The following is a 20,414-nucleotide window of genomic DNA, read 5'->3' as shown; positions in this document are numbered from 1 at the left end:
GGAACTAGAAATCTTTGAATACATAGAAATCTGGTACAACAAAAAAAGACGCCACAGTGCATTGAATTACAAAACAATAGAAGAATTTAATAATCAAAACAACATTTACAAAAATGTCGCTTAACTTACACTGTAATTTTTATTTGCATATCCAATGCTTCATCATATTTTTTTCGATCATTTTTTAAAATGATAGCAGGAGGAAAGCCTTTTCGCATGAGTAGTAAATTCATGACTAAACGGACAGTTCTTCCATTTCCATCAAAAAAAGGATGAATCCAAACGAGTTTGTGATGAAAAACAGTAGCAAGCTCAATAGCATTTAAATTTAATGGATTACGATTGACAAAATCAATTAATTCATCAACTAATTGTGAAACTTTAGAAGCATTCGGAGGGATAAAATTTGCTCCAGAAATTCGAACACCACCATTTCGAATTCTTCCGGCAAAATCATCTTCAATCATTCGCAACACTAATTCATGTAAAGAAAGTATATCAATACTTCTTAAAGAATAGGTTTCATTAACTAAGGTGTAAAGATAGTCAATAGCCTTTTCGTGATTTTTTGCTTCAAAATGTTCCCGAAGTGATTTTCCTTTAATAGTTATGCCTTCTTGTAGAATTAGCTTTGTTTCTCTAAGCGTAAGGGTGTTTCCTTCAATACTATTTGAGTTATAGGTCCATTCTATAGTAAGTGATTCTTTAATTTTTCGCAAGGCGATTGCAGGCAATGGTCTGCTTTGTTTTAAAACAGCCAATTTTTCATATAACCGATCAAATGTCGATTGAAATTCAGGACGATATGATGTATCAATATTCCACATCACTCCACAAAGATACTACTATCGTTTTGATAAAAAAAAACAACTAACCGATATTAACACTAATTTTAGCACTGTTTATAATTAGGTTATTTTTTGCTGATAAAATAAGTTGTAGAAAATGCAAAAGATTATTCAATAATTATTGTTTTGAGTTTTTCTCGATAAGCCTCTAATAACGCATTTTTAGAAATGAGACCAATAACCACTTTATTTTCAACAACGGGTAGAAAATCAGCCTGAGAACGTTCAAACTTTTCCATGATGGTTTCCGCAGTTTCGTCATAATTTATCATTTCTTTTGGTGGACTCATAATATCTTTTACAGCCGTATATTTTATTTTAAATTGATTGAATAAAAAGGGTTTAATCTCTTCAAAATTGATGATTCCAAGCAGTTCATTCTTATCATTGATAACAGGGAAAAGAACTTGATTGTGTCCAGCAATTTTTTCTACTAATTCCTCCAAAGTAGGTGCTAGTTTTATCGTTTGAATTTGCGTTTGAATTAATCGAGAAACAGTGATGGCAGACAAGATGTTTTTATCTCGATCATTCGTGAAAACATCACCTTTATCAGCTAAATTTTTAATATCAAAGGAATAAGGTTCATAACGTTTTGAAATAGCAAAACTAATAGAAGAAACTACCATTAAAGGAACCATTAAACTGTAGCCGCTTGTGATTTCAGCAATTAAAAAGATTGCCGTTAACGGAGCATGAAATAAACCACTTAAAATACCTGCCATTCCTACCATTGTGAAATTGCTAACTGGAAGTTTTACAAATCCTAACATGTTAAAAAAAGTGGCAATGACAAATCCTAAATAGGAACCTACAAAAAGAGAGGGAGCAAAGTTTCCACCATTTCCACCGCTACCAAGTGTAATACTTGTGGCGTAGACTTTGATGAATAGCGTTGCACCTACAAAAAGTAATAAAACCCAAGCATTGTCTTTAAAGTCCTGAAGAACAGTATTATCTAAAAGCTGTTGCGGATTTGAAGTCGCAAGAATTTTAATACTATTATAACCTTCACCAAATAAACTCGGAAAAAAGAAAATTAAAACGGCTAAAATACTAGCACCAAAAAAGGCTTTCCGAATAGGACCAATTCTCAGTCGGCTAAAGTAATGTTCGATTTTTCGAAAGGTTCTTGCATAATTAACTGAAACAAAACCAGATGCAATTCCTAAAATGATATAAAACGGGAGATTGTAATAATCAAATCCCAGTTGTTTGCTAAATGTGATTAAAATATCTTCGTCTAACACTATAGTAGAGACCAAAGCACCAGTAGCCGATGAAATCATAATCGGGATGAATGCCGTGATGCTTACGTCAACTAAAACAACTTCAATTGCAAAGAGAACACCTGCAATAGGTGCATTAAATGCAGCTGAAATCCCCGCTGCTACACCGCAAGCCAAAAGTAAGGTTCTGTCTTTGTAGCTTAAACGGTAATTTTGTGCAAAATTACTTCCAAAAGCTGCTCCTGTAATGGTAATTGGTGATTCTAATCCAGCGGATCCGCCCATCCCCACAGTTAAACTACTCGTAATAATTTGAGCATACATTTGCTTTTTCGGAATTATTCCCGACTTTTTTGCAACGGCATACATAATTTGCGAAGTTCCTTTTTCTAAGCTACCATCAAACATTTTTTTAACAACCCATGCGGTTAATACAATTCCAATGATGGGTAAGGTGCTATTGCTATAGGGTAAATGTAAAATAGTATCAATATATTGAGCAAAAACATAAACCCAATGTGCAAAAGTTTTTAAGATGATAACCGCTAATGCGGAAGAAATTCCGACTAAAAAACAAGATAAATAAATAAATTGTCTAGGTGAAAGATAGGCTTTTAAATAAAAAATAAATCCCTCTAATCTTCTGAAATTTTTTCGGAAGAATAATTTAAAATTGATTTTTTTTGGATTGGGCATGAAAGAGGGTTGAATCGCAAATATAAAACTAATTTAAAAACCAACAGCTTTGTCATCGCCTCTTTTATCTGCCCCACCTTCCAATTTTCCAGAAGGCAAATACAAAATAGCGTCTACTTTGCCTATAATTGGGGTTTCTTTTTCATTAATAAGGTATTTTTTCTTTTTTAAGCGTGTTAAAACTTCAGGTGAAAAGCCAATTGGTTCAAAAATTACCTCATCTGGAAGCCATTGATGATGAAAACGAGGAGCGTTAACCGCTTCTTGCATACTCATTTGAAAAATAGCCACATTTAAAAAGGTTTGTAAAACCGAAGTGATAATGGTTGAACCACCTGGCGAACCTAAAACCATAAACAAAGTATTGTTTTTTTCAATAATGGTTGGTGTCATTGAGCTTAACATTCTTTTTTGTGGAGCTATACTATTGGCTTCTGTTCCAACTAATCCAAACATATTGGGAACACCAGGTTTGGCAGAAAAATCATCCATTTCATTGTTTAGAAAAAAGCCTAATTCATCACAATAAAATTTAGAACCAAAAGCATCATTGATTGTCGTTGTAGCCGAAACAGCGTTTCCAAATGAATCAACGATAGAATAATGAGTTGTTTCTGAACTTTCATTAAACGAAATGGTGCCATGAGCAATTTCAGAAGAGACCGTAGCTTGATTAAATGAAAAACTCTTCATCCGATTTTTTAAATATGTAGCATCTAATAATTCTTTAGTTGGAATTTTTATGAAATCAGGATCGCCTAAAAAATGATTTCGATCGGCATAAGCCCGCCGTTCTGCTTCTACTAAAACCTGAATGTATGCTGCAGAATGATAGCCCATTTTTTCAAGATTGTAAGGCTCTATCATTTTTAAAATCTGCCCTAATGTAATTCCACCACTACTAGGAGGAGCCATTGAAATCACTTTGTAATCCTTATAAGTATAGACGATGGGATTTCTCCATTTGGCTTCATAATTTGCTAAATCTTCTAGCGTCATATTTCCACCTTTTGATTGCAGGTAATCGACTAATTTTTTGGCTGTTTCTCCTTCGTAAAACTCACTTTTACCATTTTTTAAAATACGTTCAAAGGTTTTGGCGAGAGCTTTATATTTAATGGTATCATTTTGCTTAAAAGCTTGAGCCAATAAGGTTTTGTCACCATTGGCTTTTATGATTGAGGCTCTGTATTTTTGAAGTCGCTCCTCTTGTTTGGCGGTTACAATCACCCCTTTTTTGGCAAGTGCAATGATGGGTTTTAAAAGTTCTTCCATCGGGAGTGAACCAAATTTTTCGTGAACGGCAAACATTCCAGCAATGGTTCCCGGAACACCTACCGCCAAACCGGATTCTGTACTTAAACCCTGAATAACATTCCCGTCTTGATCTAAAAACATATCTTTAGAAGCCGCCATTGGAGCTTTTTCACGGTAATCTAAGCTACCTACTTCGCCATTTGATTTTCGATATACCATAAAACCACCACCGCCAATATTTCCGGCATACGGATAAGCAACTGCTAAGGCTAATTCGGTTACGATCATCGCGTCAAAAGCATTTCCGCCTTTTTGCATGATTTCTGAACCTAATCGTGAGGCTTCTTCTCGGGCAGAAACCACCATTCCTTTAGAAGTAACTAAACCTGTGGGTTTAATTTGGGAGAATAGGAAGTTAACCGATACGAGAAGGAAAGCAAAAAGAATCGTTTTTTTCATAAGGTGGCTAATTTTTCTTGACAATGAATTTTTATTTCTTCAAAAAAGGCGGTGAATTCCGATTCAAATTCGGCATAAAATTGATTTAATTCGACTATCGACTCGTGCATGGCCACTCTTTTTTTGGTGCGATGATCCATTTGGTATAAAATTAAACTCAAACCTTCAAGTGTTGAGTAACTTATGAGCCAATTTTGAGAAATCAAATAGGGCATCATCTTTTTAACGGGTTCTGTTAATAAATCATAATGCCGTTGCAAATTATCATAAAATGCTTCTGCTGTTTGTTCTAATGAAATAGAGGAATAATTAGCCCAGTTTTTGGCTAAAAAATGATCATAAAAAATATCCATAATGACTCCAGAATAATGACCGTATTTTTCGTGTAAACGGTGTTTGCTCTTTCTGAAAATTGGATGAGCGTCGGTAAACGTATCAATTTCACGATGTAATAAAATTCCTTTAATAAGTGGAGGTGAATATAAAGTATAAGATTTTCCTCGAATGCTATCCGCCATAAAATTCCCAATTTGAATTAATTCATTCTCACCAGAAAGATAAATATGGGCTAGAAAATTCATATAATTGATTTATTGATATCAGTAAAAATAGAAAACTTAATCTATTTTTGAAGTTAATAACTTAAGAATCTACAAATAACATTAAAAACTCGATAAAAGACTACCCGATTTTACTAGTTCCTTTTTATATTTGTATCCTAATTTAAAAACCTATTTTAATGACGCTTATCAAATCAATATCTGGAATTCGAGGAACTATTGGAGGAAAAGTAGGAGATAATTTAACGCCTGTTGATGCCGTAAAATTCGCTTCGGCCTATGGAACGTGGCTTAAAAAGGCTCATTCAAAAGATAAACTAAAAGTTGTTGTTGGAAGAGATGCTCGCATTTCGGGTCCTATGATTCATAATTTAGTGGTCAATACACTTATTGGATTAGGGATTGATGTGATTGATTTAGGCTTGTCTACAACACCAACAGTAGAAATAGCCGTACCGTTAGAAAATGCGGATGGCGGAATTATTTTAACTGCTTCTCACAATCCAAAACAATGGAATGCGTTAAAATTGTTAAACAACAAAGGTGAATTTTTAAATGGAGAAGAAGGAGCTAAAATTTTAGCAATAGCCGAAGCCGAAGCTTTTGAATTCTCAGAAGTAGACGATTTGGGAGAAATTACAATCAACGATGCCTACATGGATATTCATATTGATGAGGTTCTCAATTTGGCTTTAGTAGATGTTGATGCCGTAGCTAAACGTAAATTTAAAGTAGTAGTCGATGGGGTGAACTCATCTGGCGGTATCGTAATTCCGAATTTATTAGAGCAAATGGGCGTTGAAGTCGTTAAATTATATTGTGAGCCTAACGGACATTTTCCACATAATCCGGAACCTCTAAAAGAGCATTTGGGTGATATTTGTGCATTGGTTCTGAAACAAAAAGCCGATTTCGGAATTGTAGTCGACCCCGATGTAGATCGTTTGGCTTTTATTTCAAATGATGGCGAAATGTTTGGCGAAGAATACACGTTGGTGGCTATTGCCGACTATGTATTGAGTAAAACACCAGGAAATACAGTTTCTAATATGTCTTCTTCCCGTGCTTTGCGTGATATCACACATAAACACGGCGGGAGTTATCAAGCAAGTGCTGTGGGCGAAGTGAATGTGGTTGAATTAATGAAAGCCACAAATGCCATTATTGGAGGAGAAGGAAATGGCGGAATTATTTATCCAGAATCGCATTATGGTCGTGATAGTTTGGTGGGTGTTGCTTTGTTTTTAACATATTTAGCTGGATTAGAGATGACTGTAGCCGAATTGAAAGCTTCGTTACCGCAGTATTTTATGAGTAAAAATAAAATTGAACTCACGCCAGAAATTGATGTTGACGCTATTTTAGTTGCGATGACAGAAAAATATAAGGACGAAGGGATTTCTACGATTGATGGTGTAAAAATTGATTTTGAATCAACTTGGGTACATTTGCGAAAATCAAATACAGAACCGATTATTCGTATTTATACAGAAGCAGCAACACAAACGGAAGCTGATACTTTGGCTTTAAGAATTATACAAGAGATTAAAGAAGTAGTTAATTGAAACTAATTTTTTTACGGATTTACTCCATCTCAAAAAAGAAAAACAAAACGGCGGCCCATTCTTTTGGGACGCCTTTTGCATATCCGAGCGTAGCATAATTTTGGTTTTGAACGGTACCGTTTTCTTTTATAAATCCTAAAGTTGCATAATTGTTATCTTGAACAGTGCCATTTTCTTTTACATAACCAACGGTTGCATAATTTTGATTTTGTATGGTTCCATTCTGTTTTATATAACCAATTGTGGCATAATTTCGATTTTGAATTGTCCCATTACTTTTGATATATCCAATAGTAGCATAATTTTGATTTTGAATGGTTCCGTCGCTTTTAACATAGCCTGTCGTTCCATAATTACTATTCTGAATTTTTTGAGCGTATGAAATGCTAAAAAGCATACTAAACAGTAAAATAATTCCTTTTTTCATCTTTCAATTGGGTTGAATTAATCAAAGTTACAATTATAAATAGAGTTACGGCTAAAATTTTGTTTTAGATTTAAAATCAAAAAATTGATAGAATTTATTCGATTGAATTGTAAAGTATCTTTACATTTGGAGTTCATTTAAAATAGGTAAAATGTTTAATTTTCATCATAAAAATGTGGTCATCACAGGAGGTGCCTCTGGAATCGGAAAATTGATGGGCGAAATCGTCCTAAAAAAAGGAGCAAACCTTATTATTTGGGACATAAATCAGCAGCATATTGATGAAACGTTACAGGTTCTTTCTCCTTTAGGAAAAGTTTCTGCCTATTTAGTTGATGTATCCGATACGCTAAAAGTAAATGAAACAGCTCAACAAGTTCTACTAGCTGAAGGTTTTGTAGATGTTGTTATTAATAATGCCGGGATAATTATTGGAAAATTTTTTCATGAACATTCTGAAGACGATGTAAAAAGAACGATGGCTATTAATACGATGGCTCCGATGTACATAACCGCCGCTTTTCTTCCTACAATGTTGAATGAAAATAAAGGAAACATTTGTAATATTGCCTCTTCCGCAGGATTAATTTCAAATCCGAAAATGGCGGTTTATGCAGCTAGTAAATGGGCTTTAATTGGATGGTCTGATAGTTTGCGATTAGAAATGAAACAACTCAAAAAGCAAATTGGGGTAACAACAGTCACTCCTTATTATATTGATACAGGAATGTTTGACGGCGTTCAATCCATTATTCCATTATTGAAGCCTGAAAAAGCAGCTCAACAAATTATTCGCGGAATTGAAAAGCAAAAAGTGTATGTAAGTATGCCTTGGAGCGTCGGATTTGTTCGGTTTTTTCAAGGAGTTTTACCGATTTGGTTTTTTGATTGGTTTGTTGGACGCGTTTTTAAAATTTATCATACAATGGATCATTTTGAAGGAAGAAAATTATAATTTTTTTAACTTTTGTAAGTGATTGACAGCTAATTTTATATCTAACGGAGAGTGTCTAAATCAGACTCATTTAGGCGTTGTTATATCCAGTAATGCGTAACCTACTTTTAGGCATTCAAAAAAGAACTTAATTCCCTCAAAAATAGTTTTGTAAATCAAAATAAACTTTGTAATTTTGCACACCTTTTGGCGAGTAAGAGTTTCCACTGGGTATAAACTATTTATCTAAACAACTTCTGTTGTTTTCTTTCGTGTCATGAAACTCTGGAGAGCACAGAATACAAATTTTTAATCAGCATGTCTGAAATTTTAAAAGAACAAGAAGCGTTTTTAGCAAACTTTAACTGGCATAATTTCCAAGAAGGAATTGATGTAGTAGATGAAAAAAACCTAAGAGAATTTGAAGAGTTAGTTGCTAAAACCTTCATCTCAACAGATAGTGACGAAGTAGTGATGGGAACTGTAGTTCGTGTTACTGATCGTGATGCTATTGTTGACATTAACGCGAAATCTGAAGGAGTTATCTCTTTAAACGAATTCCGTTACAACCCAGGATTAAAAGTGGGTGACAAAGTAGAAGTTTTAATCGATGTTCGTGAGGACAAAACAGGTCAATTGGTTTTATCGCACAGAAAAGCGAGAACAATCAAAGCTTGGGATCGTGTTATTGCTGCTAATGAAACAGGTGAAATCGTAAACGGTTTTGTTAAATGTAGAACTAAAGGGGGTATGATTGTAGACGTTTTCGGAATCGAAGCGTTTTTACCAGGTTCTCAAATTGATGTGAAACCAATCCGCGATTACGACCAATATGTGAATAAAATGATGGAGTTTAAAGTGGTAAAAATTAATCACGAATTTAAAAACGTGGTTGTTTCTCACAAAGCTCTTATCGAAGCAGATATTGAAGTACAGAAAAAAGAAATTATTGGTCAATTAGAAAAAGGACAAGTATTAGAAGGTGTTGTTAAAAACATTACTTCTTATGGTGTGTTTATTGACTTAGGTGGTGTAGATGGATTAATCCATATTACTGACCTTTCTTGGTCAAGAATCAATCACCCAAGCGAAGTTCTTGAATTAGACCAAAAATTAAACGTAGTAATTCTTGATTTTGATGATGAGAAAACAAGAATCCAATTAGGTTTAAAACAATTAAACGCTCATCCATGGGATGCTTTAGATGCTAACTTAAAAGTAGGCGATAAAGTAAAAGGTAAAGTAGTGGTTATTGCTGACTACGGTGCATTTATTGAAGTGGCTGAAGGTGTTGAAGGTTTAATCCACGTTTCTGAAATGTCTTGGTCTACACATTTACGTTCAGCTCAAGATTTTATGAAAATTGGAGACGAGGTTGACGCAGTTGTTTTAACCTTAGATAGAGACGAAAGAAAAATGTCTTTAGGTATCAAACAAATGTCGCAAGATCCTTGGACTGATATCACTTCTAAATATCCAGTAGGTTCTAAACATTCTGGAATCGTTAGAAACTTTACAAACTTTGGTATTTTCGTAGAATTAGAAGAAGGAATTGATGGGTTAATCTATATTTCTGACCTTTCTTGGACTAAGAAAATTAAACACCCATCTGAATTTGTAAATGTTGGTGAAACTCTTGATGTGGTTGTATTAGAATTAGATGTTGATGGTCGTAAATTATCTTTAGGTCATAAACAAACAACAGCTAATCCATGGGATAAACATGAAGATGCTTTTGCTGTAGGAACAATTCACAACGGAACCATTGCTGAAATTGTAGACAAAGGTGCTACAGTTGATTTTGGTGATGAGGTAGTTGCATTTGTACCAGCTCGTCATTTAGAGAAAGAAGATGGTAAAAAATTGAAAAAAGGTGATGTAGCTGACTTCAAAGTGATTGAATTCAATAAAGAATTCAAACGTGTAGTCGCTTCTCATACTGCCATTTTTAGAGAAGAAGAAGAGAAAAATGTAAAAGCTGCTACAGAATCTGTTGCTGCTAATAACAACTCTAATGCTCCTGCTCAAACCTTAGGTGAAAACAATCAAATTTTAGCCGACTTAAAAGCTAAGATGGAAAAAGGAGAGAAATAATAGTTCACACCCTTGAATAAATTAAAGAGTCCTCTGTAAAAAGAGGACTTTTTTTATTTCCTAATACGATCTTTAATTTAAAAATACCTTCAGAAGTTTTATAGCAAGGTTACTATTTAAAGCGTTAAAATTCCAGCATTGAAATTTGTTTATAGCATAAATCCCCACATTGTTCTTGCTTAATTTTAAGCTCACTGTTTGCTGATTATATAGGATGAAGCACTTTTTGAACTACTTAGTTTTGGGTGTTTACTAAAACAAAAAAAAACTGACCATAAGCCAGTTTTCTTCAATTCTTTTGTATTGGAATAATTTATCTTAAAACAGCATCGAATTCTTTTTCAAAATTCAACTTCAATTTATTCATAATTTTGTCAATTTGTTCATCGGTTAAGGTTTTCGAATTATCTTGGATGATGAAACTTAACGCATACGATTTTTTACCTTCCGGTAATTTATCTCCTTGATAAACATCAAATAAATTGATTTCTTTCAACAACGATTTTTCGGTTTGACGAGCTGTAGTATACAACGATTCAAACGTAACTTCGTTCGATAATAACAACGCAAAATCACGACGAACTTCTGGGTATTTAGGGATTTCTTGGTATTTAATTTTATTTGAAAGTAATTTTAAAATCAATTCCCAATTAAAATCGGCATAAAACACTTCCTGTTTAATATCAAAATGTTTTAAAATTGATTTTTTCACAGTGCCTAATTCTACTAAAATATCTTGACCAACTGCTAGAGCAACTCCTTCACCAAACAAATCGGAAGCCACCGGAACAGATTGTGTTTTTGGCAAAGTTAGTCTAGAAAAAACACTGTCCACATATCCTTTAAATAAAAAGAAATCACTTGTTTTTTGTGTTGAATTCCAACCTTCTTTCTGTCTATTTCCAGTTAAGAATAGGGTTAAGTGTTTATTTTCTTCATGTCCAGAAAGCAATTTATGGTAACTTTTTCCAAACTCAAACAATTTTAAATCCCCATTTTTTCGGTTAATATTATAAGAAACCGCTTCTAATCCAGAAAATAACATGGTTTGTCGCATGGCAGATAAATCATGACTTAACGGATTAAGCATCATTACATTATGCTCTTCTTTTAAACTTTCTGACAGTTGCACATAATCTGGAGTGGTCAATGAATTTGCCATCATCTCATGAAAACCTAAAGAATTCAGTTGATTTGCGATGATATTTTGTACTTTATAATCTTCTGTTCTTCCAGAATTGGCAACTGATGCATTGAGTTTTTTACTAAATTCAATGTTATTATAACCATAAACACGTAAAATTTCTTCAATCACATCCACCTCACGTTGCACATCCACACGATAAGCCGGAATGGTCAAACCTAATCCCGCATCTGAAACACTATTTACTTTAATATCTAACGAAACTAAAATCTTCTTGATTGTTTCTTTCGATATTTCCTGACCAATTATTTTATTTACTTTATTGAAATTTAAAAGAACTTGAAAATCTTCTATTTTCTTTTGATACACATCGATAATATCAGAAGTAATTTCGCCACCAGCAATTTCTTTAATTAAATTTGCCGCTCTTTTTAAAGCATATTCTGTAATGGTTGGATCGATTCCTCTTTCAAATCGGAATGAAGAATCTGTATTCAATCCGTGTCTTTTTGCCGTTTTACGAACAGAAACAGCATTAAAATAAGCACTCTCTAAGAAAATAGAACCCGTATTTTCTGAAACTCCAGAATCTTTTCCGCCATAAACACCAGCGATACACAACGGTCCTTTTTCATCGCAAATCATTAAATCTTCTTCATGTAAAATGCGTTCTACATCATCTAGGGTTTTAAATTTTGTGCCACTGGCTACTGTTTTGACTATGATTTTTCCGTGTATTTTTGACGCATCAAAGGCATGAAGAGGCTGACCTAATTCGTGTAATACATAGTTGGTTACGTCAATAATATTGTTTTTTGGACTGAGTCCAATAGCTTTTAATCTATTTTGTAACCAAGCTGGAGAAGGCTTAACATCAATTCCAGAAATCGTTACTCCACAATAACGTGGAGCTAATTTGTTGTCTTTTACTTCAACATCTATTTTAAGCGTTCTTTTATCTACTCGAAAACTCGATACCGAAGGCGTTATCAGCTCGGGATGAATATTTTTTTGTACCAATCCAGCTCGTAAATCTCTGGCGACACCCCAATGTGACATGGCATCTGCACGATTAGGTGTTAAACCAATTTCAAAAATTTGATCCGTTTCAATTTGCATCACTTTAGAAAAAAGTGTGCCCGTGGCTATATCCGAATCTAAAATCATTATGCCGTCATGATTTTCGCCTAAACCTAATTCGTCTTCAGCACAAATCATTCCGTGACTTTCTTGTCCTCGAATTTTTCCTTTTTTGATTTGAAATTCTTTCCCTTCTTTATCGATTAAAATAGTGCCAATTGTAGCGACTGGAACTTTTTGACCTACGGCAACATTCGGAGCTCCGCAAACAATTTGTACGGGTTTATCATCGCCTAAATCAACGGTTGTAATTCTTAAACGATCCGCATCTGGATGTTGTACGCAGGTTTTAACTTCGCCAACTACAATTCCTTTAAGTCCACCTTTGATGGATTCAAAAGTGTCAATTCCTTCCACTTCCAGTCCTAAGTCGGTTAGTACAGCAGCTGTTTCTTCTGCAGAGGAATCTAATTTGATGAATTGTTTGAGCCAGTTATAGGAAATACGCATTTTGGTTGATTTTATTAGTCTGCAAAGATAATAATTGTCTTTTTAAGCCTAACAAAAATAGGAAGGAAAATAAGGTGAATTTAGAATTATTATTAACAATAGCTGAATTTATTAACTAATATTCAAAAATCATTTTAGGATTCATGATTATAGCTTATCTGCAATCTAAATAAAAGAAAATTAATGAATGCAGTATAGAAAATAGGTTGACTTCGTTTCTTTTGGTAAATGATTTGAAACACATAATGCTCTTTCTAACTTATTGGATTCTAAGTTTTTTACTGTAAAATAGGTCGAAATGAATAGACAGCCGTTTTCATCCGTTTGAAGACGACTCTTTTTTACTTTATAAAAAATAGCAGGTGATTCGCTAGTTTCGATTGAGTTTAATTCTTCAGAATGTGTAAAAGCTGATTTATCTAAAAAATCTTGATTTAGTGGAAGTTTCTCATAAGTTCCTAAATAGAATGCGGTTTCCACAATTTGAAATTTTACATTGGTTTGACAAGAAATATAGACATTTTCATGGTCATCATAAACTTTTAAATCACCAATAATTTTGGAATCTTTATTCCATAAATCATAATTCATTTCATTTAGCTTTTCAACTAAAGTAGTTTTGTTAATAGTGGGATTTGAAACGACGATTACATCATCATTACTACAGTTTATAGCCAAAAAGGCAATGAAAATTACAAGTGTAATTTTTTTCATGTTCGGTTATGTTTTAGTTAGACTTGGGATCTAGCTCAAATTCAAATTGGGCAAACTTGATTTGATGAGGCTAAACTAAATGCAACATTGTCACAAAAAAAATTAAATCGATAAAAAACATAAATAATCGGTAATGAACCTTTTAGGATGGAAAATTATAATTCTGTAAAAACATAAATTAAAAATATGAGAAAATCTATTAAAACCGTAATCCATCAAAAAGTTGAAATTCCTTTCCACCTTTCACCGCCGACTTCAAGCTAACTAATATAATTCCAAATATTCTTCTTCTTGCTCATCTCTATAAAAACAGCTCGCATGGCTTGATGTTCTGGTAAAGACATTGGTGCGTCTTTTTTCAGGAGTTTAATAGCTTCATGTCGGGCAATTTGTAAAATATCTCGGTCGCGAACCAAATCGGCAATTTGCAAATTCAATACGCCGCTTTGTTGGGTGCCCATTAAATCACCAGGTCCACGGAGTTTTAAATCTACTTCGGCAATTTCAAAACCATCGTTGGTGCGACACATGGTTTCCATCCGAGTTTTTGAATCGTTACTCAATTTATGACTCGTCATTAAAATACAATAACTTTGTTCGGCACCACGGCCTACACGACCTCGAAGTTGGTGCAATTGTGATAATCCAAATCGTTCGGCACTTTCAATCACCATAACACTGGCATTCGGAACGTTAACACCCACTTCAATGACCGTAGTGGCGACCATAATATTGGTTTTTCCAGCTGCAAAGCGTCGCATTTCTTCTTCTTTATCCGCCGCTTTCATTTGACCATGAACAATCGATACGCTATAGTGTGGCAATGGAAAATCCCTGGAAATACTTTCGTAACCATCCATCAAATCTTTATAATCCATTTTTTCACTTTCGTTGATGAGTGGATAAACAATATATATTTGCCGACCTTTTGCGATTTCATCTTTTAAAAATTTCCAAACCTTCAAACGATTTGAATCAAAACGATGCACCGTTTGAATAGGTTTTCTGCCTGGTGGTAATTCATCAATCACTGAAATATCTAAGTCGCCATATAAACTCATCGCCAACGTTCTCGGAATAGGAGTGGCGGTCATCACTAAAACATGGGGCGGAATCTCATTTTTCTTCCATAATTTGGAACGTTGTTCAACGCCAAAACGGTGTTGCTCATCAATAATGGCCAAACCTAAATTTTGAAATTTCACTTTGTCTTCTAACAAAGCGTGCGTGCCAATTATAATATGTAATTCGCCTTTTTCTAATTCATCATGTATAATTTTTCGAGCGGCGGTTTTAGACGAACCCGTTAATAATTTAATATTGATGTTCATGTCTTTCGCCAATTCCGAAAGTCCGATAAAATGTTGGGTTGCTAAAATTTCGGTGGGAGCCATCAAACAACTTTGAAAACCGTTATCCAACGCCATTAACATCGACATAAAAGCGACGATGGTTTTTCCAGAACCCACATCGCCTTGCAACAAGCGATTCATTTGAGCATTACTTCCTAAATCATTTCGAATTTCTTTCAACACTCTTTTTTGAGCATTGGTCAATTCAAAAGGCAAATGATTTTGATAGAAATTGGTAAAATAATCACCTACTTTTTCAAAGGGATGTCCTTTGATTTTGTGTTTCCTAATCAGATTTTTGGTAATTAATTGCAGTTGGATAAAGAACAATTCTTCAAATTTTAATCGAAATTGAGCTTTTGCTAATAATTCTTGACTTTTTGGGAAATGAATATTGAACATCGCGGCATTTTTTGGAATTAGTTTTAATTCCTCTAACAGATAAATAGGCAATGATTCTGAAAATCGTGCTTGGGTTTCCATAAACAATTGCTGCATCATTTTGTTGAGTGTTCGATTCGAAATACCTCTTTGCGTTAATTTTTCTGTCGACGGATAAACCGGCTGTAACACTGACCTTAAGCTTTCCTGATGTTCTTCGAGTAATTCCAATTCGGGATGAGCCATATTGAAGATTCCCGAAAACGAACTTACTTTTCCAAAAATCACATAAGGAGTGTTGATTTTTAAACTTTCACGAATCCATTTTTGTCCTTGAAACCAAACGAGTTCCATTTCTCCTGTTTCATCCACAAAAGTGGCAACTAATCGGCCGCGGCCTTTTTGCTGTTCAACCGTTTTGATAGTTCTAATTTTGCCAACCAATTGCACTTCTGCATTGCTGCCCAATGAATGAGCACTTAATTCATTGATTTTATAATATCGCGTTCGATCAATATAACGATTCGGAAAAAAAGTTAACAAATCGCCATAGCGGTAGATGTTGAGTTCTTTTCGAAGCAATTCGCCACGAGAAGGACCAACTCCTTTAAGGTATTCGATAGGCGTTTGAAGAATGTCATTCATCTAAAAACAAATTTTGGCAAAATAAGATGTCAAGCGAAGATAGTTTTTTGAATGCTATTTTAAAAGTCAATTTTGAAGATTTGACTTTTTATTCAAAAAAAAATCCCGATATGAATTTCACATCGGGATAACTTATAAGTAGAAAAATGACTATCTTCTTCTTTCTTTGATTCTTGCTTTCTTACCAGTAAGTTCTCTAAAGTAGAATATTCTAGCTCTACGAACTTTACCTCTTTGATTTACTTCCACTTTTTGAAGAGCAGGCATGTTTACTGGAAAAATTCTTTCCACTCCAATTGCACCTGACATTTTACGAATAGTGAACGTTTCTGTAGCTCCTGAACCTCTTCGTTGGATAACTACACCTTTAAAGAACTGTGTTCTAGTTTTTTCACCCTCTTTAATTTCATAATAAACGGTGATGGTATCTCCAGCTCCAAATTCTGGAAAATCTTTTTTAGTAACAAATTCGCTCTCTACGAATTTCATTAAATCTGACATAACAATTAAGTTAAATAGTTGGTAATCAAAGCAACATACACGATTTTCGTCAGAGGTTGGTCTAATGTGGGTGCAAATTTACAACTAAAATCCAATTACACAACTTTTTTAATTCGTTTTCAACCACTTTTACGCTCTAAAAGAATGGAAATAGTAGATTTCCTTATAACTGCTACCTAAACTAAACACTATGGATGTAAACTTTAAACTGCAAACTAACCAAAACTATTCTAACAAATCTGGTCTTCTGTTTTTAGTATGTTCAAACGACATATTTTCTCGCCATTTGTCAATTTCTGCAAAATTCCCACTCAATAAAACAGCCGGAACTTTCCATCCTTTATATTCAGCTGGTCGTGTATAAATCGGACCAGAAAGTAAATTGTCTTGAAAACTATCCGTCAAAGCGGAAGTTTCATTACTTAAAACACCAGGAATCAAACGAATTAACGCATCTGCCAAAACTGCTGCTCCTAATTCGCCGCCCGATAAAACATAATCGCCAATCGAGATTTCTTTGGTAATAAAATGATCGCGAACGCGTTGGTCCACTCCTTTATAATGACCACATAAAATGATGATGTTTTTTAAAAGCGACATCGAATTGGCCATTTTTTGATTCAACGTTTCACCATCTGGCGACATATAAATGATTTCATCATAATCCCGTTCACTCTTTAAAAAGGCAATACAATCGTCAATCGGTTGAATCGACATGACCATGCCAGCACCACCACCAAACTGATAATCATCCACACTTTTTTGCTTATTGGTGGTATAATCACGTAAGTTGTGCACATGAACTTCGGCCAACCCTTTGTCTATTGCACGTTTTAAAATGGAAGCTTCAAACGGACTTCGTAAGAGTTCAGGTAAAACAGTGATAATATCAATTCGCATACTATTAATTTTTAGCAAAAATACCTTTTTTTTAGAAGCTAATCCGGCTTTTCACGACAAGTTTTTTTCAAAACAAAGGTTTTGTAAAGCGTTCTAAGTGCTTCGACATTTGTAAAGAACCATGTTGTTTTATAATTGGAATACTTCGATTGCCATCGAGTTTCGGGCTATTTTAAAGAGTGAATACTAGGATAGCTGGAGTTATTTGCTTTTAACCTATCCCCACTTGGTCCTTAAAAAGCAATTAGAAAATAATGTTATGCATTCCCTTAATTTTAATTACATTTGGAAACCAAAAACAACAAAAAGATTAATCCTATTTATTGGTTTATAAAAAACAATCTTACCTTATAATAACTATCAAATGAAAGCAAAATTACTTTTTACTTTATTTCTTTTCACTGCTTATTGTTCTGCTCAGATTGTTAATATTCCAGATGCCAATTTTAAATCGAAGTTGTTGGCGGCTAATTCTACTAATTTTTACGCTACAACCAACGCCGCAGTTTATAGTGCGTTTTATAATAATTGGAGTGGACTTGGCTCTCATGCTGTCGACACCAATGGTGATGGAGAAATTCAAGTTTCGGAAGCACAAGCAATTAAATGCTTGGATTTAAAAAATTCAAATATTAGCGATTTAACAGGTATTTCTTCTTTTACAAACTTAGAGTCGTTGCGAATTAATGGTAATATTTTAACTGCGTTAGATGTAAGTCAAAATACGGCTCTACTAAATTTGCGATGTGAATTTAACAATTTAACCACCATAAACCTATCCAATTGTACTACTTTACTTGATTTTGATTGCAGTAATAATCAATTACTAAATTTGGATGTAACACCTTGTACATCTTTACAAAAAATGTATTGTACTAATAATAGCTTAACTAGTTTAACTATTACGCAATCTCCTGCTTTGCAAATTTTGCATTGTTATTATAATAATATCACAAGTTTGGATGCCTCGCAATGTAATGGGCTTTTGAATTTACAATGTAACATTAATGAGCTTACTAGTTTAAATCTTGCTGGATGTTCAGCTTTGCAAATGCTTCAATGTTATAATAACAATTTAACAACTTTAGCTCTTACAGATTGCTCGTCATTAACCTATCTTAGATGCGAACTTAATCAATTAACCACATTAGATTTTACGCCATCTGTTGATTTAGAATACGTAGATTGTCACTCTAATCAATTAACTACTCTTAATCTTTCGCAATCTACTTCTTTAATGCAACTGCGATGTAATGATAACAACTTAATCAGTTTAGATGTTTCTCAATGTATTGCGATGAATAAATTACATTGTAATAATAATGAGCAACTAACCACTTTAAATTTAAAAAATGGTATTCCAGAATGGATTGATTTATATATTCAATATAATTCTAACTTGGAATATATTTGTGCCGACGAAGAGGATATTGAGTATTTACAACTTTTGATTGATAGCTATAATTTTAGTAATTGTCATGTTAACTCTTACTGCACTTTTACACCGGGTGGAACTTATTATAAAATTACAGGAAACACCTTGCTAGATTATACAAATGACGGTTGTGATAGCAATGATTTTATTTATAAAAATCTGAATTTTACCATCTCCGATAACGAAAACCAAAGTGTTTTCATTGCTAATGAATCGGGTAATTATTTTATTCCTGTGGGAACTGGTGTTTTTACTATTACTCCAAACCTAGAAAATCCGAGTTATTTCAATATTAATCCACCAAATTTCACGGTTGATTTCCCAGCGGAAGTGAGTCCGTTTACTCAAAATTTTTGTGTCACAGCCAATGGTTTACATTCTGATGTTGAAATTGTTATACTTCCTATTAACGCTGCTCGTCCAGGTTTTGATGCAAAGTATGAAATTATATATAAAAATAAAGGAAATCAAGTAGAAAACGGCACTATCTCGTTTACTTATAATGGAACTGTTTTAGATTTAATGATAGTAAATCCTATTTATGATAATGAAACATCAAATACGTTTACTTGGAATTATACGAATTTACAACCTTTTGAAACTAGATTGATTGAAGTTAAGTTTAATGTAAACGCTCCTACCGATATTCCAGCTGTAGAAATTGATGATATTCTTGATTATTCGGCAACTATTACCACTTTAAACACCGATGAAACACCAAATGACAACATTTTTTTATTAAATCAAGTTGTTGTTGGCTCTTTTGATCCAAATGATAAAACTTGTTTAGAAGGCAAGACAATCGTGCCAAGTAGCGTGGGTGAATATGTACATTATTTAATTCGCTTTGAAAATACCGGAACCTATCCAGCCGAAAATATTGTTGTAAAAGACATGATTGATGTGGATAAATTTGATGTTAATTCATTGGTTCCGATTGGTTCTAGTCACGATTTTGTTACAAGAATTAATGGCAATAAAGTTGAATTTCTTTTTGAAGGAATACAGTTGCCTTTTGATGATGCCAACAACGACGGTTATGTGGTTTTTAAAATTAAAACAAAATCAAGTTTAGTACTTGGCGATTTTTTTAGCAATGCTGCATCAATTTATTTTGACTATAATTTTCCGATAGAAACTAATAATTATAGTACAATCATTCAAAATGCGTTGGGATTAAATGAAAATGAATATGCTAAAACAATGGTTCTTTATCCAAACCCTGTGCTAGATTTTTTACATTTTAGTACGAATGAACAGGTGTTAAAAGTGGCCATTTACGATCTAAATGGAAGAATTTTACAGTTGGTTTCGGTTCATGAAAATAAGGTAGATCTGAATGCTTTAAAAACAGGAAACTACTTTGTAAAAATATATACCGAAAAAGGAATAGTGAACAGGATTATTATTAAAAAATAAGTACAGTCAATCTCCGAATGAGTTTATTTCCGGCCATAAATTAATTGTAATTTCTTTTAGGATGAGATATAGGTAGACATTTTATTGTCTATTCAACTTCTATTGGCGTGTTTTTTTTTAAAATTGATTTAACATACCTTTTAAGTTATTCAAAAACCTAAAAATATCAACTTCAGCTCCTCGAAGTCTCTCTATTAACACTTTGCTCTGCAAACGTTTTCAACTACGAAGAAATAATAAGTTTTATTTATGCGTTTTGTTGAA

At 33.6% G+C, this 20,414-nt stretch carries 15 protein-coding genes; 5 read left to right on the top strand and 10 right to left on the bottom strand.

The window, feature by feature from the left end; translation table 11 throughout:
• Positions 1-124, top strand: a 124-nt coding sequence (locus PHR76_RS13190; RefSeq protein ID WP_366143590.1) for an IS3 family transposase, incomplete at its 5' end; no start/stop codon positions are given.
• A 1-nt stretch (position 125) separates the two neighbouring features.
• Here PHR76_RS13190 and PHR76_RS09880 read toward each other — a convergent pair.
• The 4 genes from PHR76_RS09880 to PHR76_RS09865 form a co-directional block, all read right to left on the bottom strand.
• Complete coding sequence (locus tag PHR76_RS09880; RefSeq protein ID WP_300061760.1) at positions 126-827, bottom strand: Fic family protein; 702 nt, start codon at positions 825-827, stop codon at positions 126-128.
• A gap of 128 nt (positions 828-955) precedes the next feature.
• The gene (locus tag PHR76_RS09875) at positions 956-2,773 is read right to left on the bottom strand and encodes a chloride channel protein (RefSeq protein ID WP_300061755.1); all 1,818 of its coding nucleotides are present in this window, start codon (positions 2,771-2,773) and stop codon (positions 956-958) included.
• A gap of 33 nt (positions 2,774-2,806) precedes the next feature.
• Positions 2,807-4,489, bottom strand: a complete 1,683-nt coding sequence (gene ggt, locus PHR76_RS09870) for a gamma-glutamyltransferase (RefSeq protein WP_300061752.1) — start codon at positions 4,487-4,489, stop codon at positions 2,807-2,809.
• Complete coding sequence (locus PHR76_RS09865; RefSeq protein ID WP_300061749.1) at positions 4,486-5,070, bottom strand: acyl carrier protein phosphodiesterase; 585 nt, start codon at positions 5,068-5,070, stop codon at positions 4,486-4,488. The genes ggt and PHR76_RS09865 overlap by 4 nt, the downstream gene beginning before the upstream one ends.
• Positions 5,071-5,228: 158 nt before the next feature.
• On the opposite strand from PHR76_RS09865, the gene glmM reads away from it, so the two are divergent.
• Complete coding sequence (gene glmM / locus PHR76_RS09860) at positions 5,229-6,614, top strand: phosphoglucosamine mutase (RefSeq protein ID WP_300061746.1); 1,386 nt, start codon at positions 5,229-5,231, stop codon at positions 6,612-6,614.
• Between the two features lie 19 nt (positions 6,615-6,633).
• On the opposite strand, the gene PHR76_RS09855 is transcribed toward glmM, so the two are convergent.
• Entirely contained in the window at positions 6,634-7,041 is a 408-nt protein-coding gene (locus PHR76_RS09855; protein WP_300061744.1) for a 5-fold beta-flower protein, read from the bottom strand.
• 151 nt (positions 7,042-7,192) lie between these two features.
• Between PHR76_RS09855 and PHR76_RS09850 the strand changes: the two genes are divergently transcribed.
• Positions 7,193-7,996, top strand: coding sequence for an SDR family oxidoreductase (locus PHR76_RS09850; protein ID WP_300061741.1), 804 nt, complete (start codon positions 7,193-7,195; stop codon positions 7,994-7,996).
• 297 nt (positions 7,997-8,293) lie between these two features.
• Positions 8,294-10,069, top strand: a complete 1,776-nt coding sequence (gene rpsA, locus PHR76_RS09845; RefSeq protein ID WP_300061738.1) for a 30S ribosomal protein S1 — start codon at positions 8,294-8,296, stop codon at positions 10,067-10,069.
• Positions 10,070-10,382: 313 nt separating this feature from the next.
• Here the strand turns inward: rpsA and pheT are convergent, their stop codons facing one another.
• The 5 genes from pheT to trmD form a co-directional block, all read right to left on the bottom strand.
• Complete coding sequence (pheT, locus tag PHR76_RS09840) at positions 10,383-12,803, bottom strand: phenylalanine--tRNA ligase subunit beta (RefSeq protein ID WP_300061735.1); 2,421 nt, start codon at positions 12,801-12,803, stop codon at positions 10,383-10,385.
• A gap of 180 nt (positions 12,804-12,983) precedes the next feature.
• A complete protein-coding gene (locus tag PHR76_RS09835) occupies positions 12,984-13,517 on the bottom strand; it encodes a hypothetical protein (RefSeq protein ID WP_300061732.1) in 534 nt (177 codons plus the stop codon).
• 260 nt (positions 13,518-13,777) lie between these two features.
• The gene (recG, locus tag PHR76_RS09830; RefSeq protein WP_300061729.1) at positions 13,778-15,895 is read right to left on the bottom strand and encodes an ATP-dependent DNA helicase RecG; all 2,118 of its coding nucleotides are present in this window, start codon (positions 15,893-15,895) and stop codon (positions 13,778-13,780) included.
• A gap of 150 nt (positions 15,896-16,045) precedes the next feature.
• Positions 16,046-16,396, bottom strand: a complete 351-nt coding sequence (rplS, locus tag PHR76_RS09825; protein WP_300061726.1) for a 50S ribosomal protein L19 — start codon at positions 16,394-16,396, stop codon at positions 16,046-16,048.
• 225 nt (positions 16,397-16,621) lie between these two features.
• Positions 16,622-17,296: a tRNA (guanosine(37)-N1)-methyltransferase TrmD gene (gene trmD, locus PHR76_RS09820; protein WP_300061724.1), complete on the bottom strand. Its 675-nt coding sequence runs from the start codon at positions 17,294-17,296 to the stop codon at positions 16,622-16,624.
• Positions 17,297-17,660: 364 nt separating this feature from the next.
• On the opposite strand from trmD, the gene PHR76_RS09815 reads away from it, so the two are divergent.
• Positions 17,661-20,150, top strand: a complete 2,490-nt coding sequence (locus PHR76_RS09815) for a T9SS type A sorting domain-containing protein (RefSeq protein WP_300061721.1) — start codon at positions 17,661-17,663, stop codon at positions 20,148-20,150.
• Positions 20,151-20,414 lie beyond the last annotated feature (264 nt).

Source organism: Flavobacterium sp. (assembly GCF_028689845.1).
GTDB lineage: Bacteria > Bacteroidota > Bacteroidia > Flavobacteriales > Flavobacteriaceae > Flavobacterium.
Note: the sequence above shows the minus strand (reverse complement) of the source record. Positions and strands in the feature narration are given on the sequence as shown.

Bases quoted from the DNA above. Each gene is read 5' to 3' on its own strand.
- PHR76_RS09880 (WP_300061760.1), bottom strand. From the start codon at position 827: ATGTGGAATATTGATACATCATATCGTCCTGAATTTCAATCGACATTT.
- PHR76_RS09875 (WP_300061755.1), bottom strand. From the start codon at position 2,773: ATGCCCAATCCAAAAAAAATCAATTTTAAATTATTCTTCCGAAAAAAT.
- ggt (WP_300061752.1), bottom strand. From the start codon at position 4,489: ATGAAAAAAACGATTCTTTTTGCTTTCCTTCTCGTATCGGTTAACTTC.
- PHR76_RS09865 (WP_300061749.1), bottom strand. From the start codon at position 5,070: ATGAATTTTCTAGCCCATATTTATCTTTCTGGTGAGAATGAATTAATT.
- glmM (WP_300061746.1), top strand. From the start codon at position 5,229: ATGACGCTTATCAAATCAATATCTGGAATTCGAGGAACTATTGGAGGA.
- PHR76_RS09855 (WP_300061744.1), bottom strand. From the start codon at position 7,041: ATGAAAAAAGGAATTATTTTACTGTTTAGTATGCTTTTTAGCATTTCA.
- PHR76_RS09850 (WP_300061741.1), top strand. From the start codon at position 7,193: ATGTTTAATTTTCATCATAAAAATGTGGTCATCACAGGAGGTGCCTCT.
- rpsA (WP_300061738.1), top strand. From the start codon at position 8,294: ATGTCTGAAATTTTAAAAGAACAAGAAGCGTTTTTAGCAAACTTTAAC.
- pheT (WP_300061735.1), bottom strand. From the start codon at position 12,803: ATGCGTATTTCCTATAACTGGCTCAAACAATTCATCAAATTAGATTCC.
- PHR76_RS09835 (WP_300061732.1), bottom strand. From the start codon at position 13,517: ATGAAAAAAATTACACTTGTAATTTTCATTGCCTTTTTGGCTATAAAC.
- recG (WP_300061729.1), bottom strand. From the start codon at position 15,895: ATGAATGACATTCTTCAAACGCCTATCGAATACCTTAAAGGAGTTGGT.
- rplS (WP_300061726.1), bottom strand. From the start codon at position 16,396: ATGTCAGATTTAATGAAATTCGTAGAGAGCGAATTTGTTACTAAAAAA.
- trmD (WP_300061724.1), bottom strand. From the start codon at position 17,296: ATGCGAATTGATATTATCACTGTTTTACCTGAACTCTTACGAAGTCCG.
- PHR76_RS09815 (WP_300061721.1), top strand. From the start codon at position 17,661: ATGAAAGCAAAATTACTTTTTACTTTATTTCTTTTCACTGCTTATTGT.